This window comes from Pseudomonas sp. TE6288 (assembly GCF_054062095.1).
The window spans coordinates 1-1858 of the sequence record NZ_JBSSEW010000048.1 but is presented as its reverse complement, the minus strand read 5'-3'; the positions used below and the strand labels follow the sequence as shown (position 1 = coordinate 1858).

Here is a 1858-nt window from a genome sequence, read left to right as displayed (position 1 = left end):
ACAACTTCTTCGAGCTCGGCGGCCACTCGTTGCTGGCTACCCAGGTCACCTCGCGCATCCGCCAGCGCCTGGACCTGGAAGTCCCGCTGCGCAGCTTGTTCGAATCCGCCGACCTGCAAGCCTTCGCCCAGGCCGCCGGCCAAGGCGCGGCCAGCCAGGCACCAGCTTTCAGTGTCGTTGACCGCAACCAGCCGCTGGCCTTGTCCTACGCCCAGCAACGCCAGTGGTTCCTCTGGCAGCTGGAACCGGCCAGCGCCGCCTACAACATCCCTTCGGCCCTGCGCCTGAAGGGCGAGCTGGACATTGAGGCACTGCGCAGCAGCTTCGCCGCGCTGATCGCCCGCCATGAGACCCTGCGTACTACCTTCCATCAGGAAGGTGAACAGGCCTGGCAACGCATCCATGCCGCAGGTGACTTCGACCTGCCGGTCGAGACGGTGGCAAGCGAGGCGCTGCAGGCGCGAGTTGCGCAGGAGACCGCGCAGCCGTTCGACCTGGAGCACGGCCCGTTGCTGCGCGCCCGCCTGCTGCGCCTGGCCGCCGACGAGCATGTGCTGGTACTGACCCTGCACCATATCGTCGCCGATGGTTGGTCGATGCCGATCATGGTCGATGAAGTGGTGCGTCTGTATGCCGGTTACCGTCAGGGCGCCGAGGCGCAGCTGCCGGCCCTGGCGTTCCAGTACGCCGATTATGCCGCCTGGCAGCGCCAGTGGATGGCGGCGGGCGAGCAGGCGCGCCAGCTCGACTACTGGTGCCAGCAACTGGGCGACGAGCAACCGGTGCTGGAGTTGCCTGCCGACCGCCCACGCCCGTTGCAGCTGAGTCATGCCGGGGCACGCCTGGATATCCACCTGGAGCCGGAGCTTGCCGAGGCGCTGAAAGCCACCGCACGGCAACAGGGCGTGACCCTGTTCATGCTGTTGCTGGCCTCGTTCCAGGTGCTGCTGCACCGCCTCAGTGGTCAATCGCAGGTGCGCGTCGGCGTCCCGGTCGCCAACCGCAACCGTGCCGAGACCGAAGGCCTGATCGGCTTCTTCGTCAACACCCAGGTGCTCAAGGCTGAGTTCGCGCCGCAGACCACCTTCGCCGGATTGCTGCAACAGGTCCGGCACACCGCCGTGCAGGCCCAGGCGCACCAGGACCTGCCGTTCGAGCAACTGGTCGAGGCGCTGCAGCCCGAACGCAGCCTGAGCCACAGCCCACTGTTCCAGGTGCTGTTCAACCACAAGGCGGAAAACTCCGGCATGGCCCAGGAACTGGCCGGGCTGCGGATCGAGGGGCTGGGTTGGGAAGATCGCAGCACCCAGTTCGACCTGGTCCTGAACACGGTCGAGCACGACGCGGGGTTGAACGCCATCCTGACCTACGCCACTGCATTGTTCGATCCGGCCACTGCCGAGCGTCTGGGTAGGTACTGGCGCAATTTGTTGCAGGGCATCTGCCAGGACAGCGCCCAACGCGTGGCGCAGTTGCCATTGCTCGATGCGCTCGAGTTGGAGGAGTGGCAAGCGAATGTACAGCGTTACCCAAGCACCGAGTGCGCTCACGCGCTGATCGAGCAGCAGGCGGCGCGTACGCCTGAAGCGATCGCCGTGACCTTTGCCGGGCAGGCGCTGAGCTACGACCAGCTCAACCGCCGTGCCAGCCGCCTGGCACACAAGCTGCGCGCGCAGGGCGTGGGGCCTGATGTGCTGGTAGGCATCGCCGTGGAGCGCGGTTTCGAGATGATCGTCGGCCTGCTGGCGATCCTCAAGGCCGGGGGCGCCTATGTGCCGCTGGACCCGGAATACCCGCAGGACCGCCTGAGCTACATGATGGAAGACAGCGGCATTCAGTTGCTGCTGACTCAAGGCCA

General features: G+C 66.3%; 1 protein-coding gene. It reads left to right on the top strand.

What is annotated here, in order from left to right; translation table 11 throughout:
- Nucleotides 1-1858 (top strand): condensation domain-containing protein (locus ACVWY1_RS26040; protein ID WP_457378949.1); only part of this gene is annotated, 1858 nt, incomplete at both ends.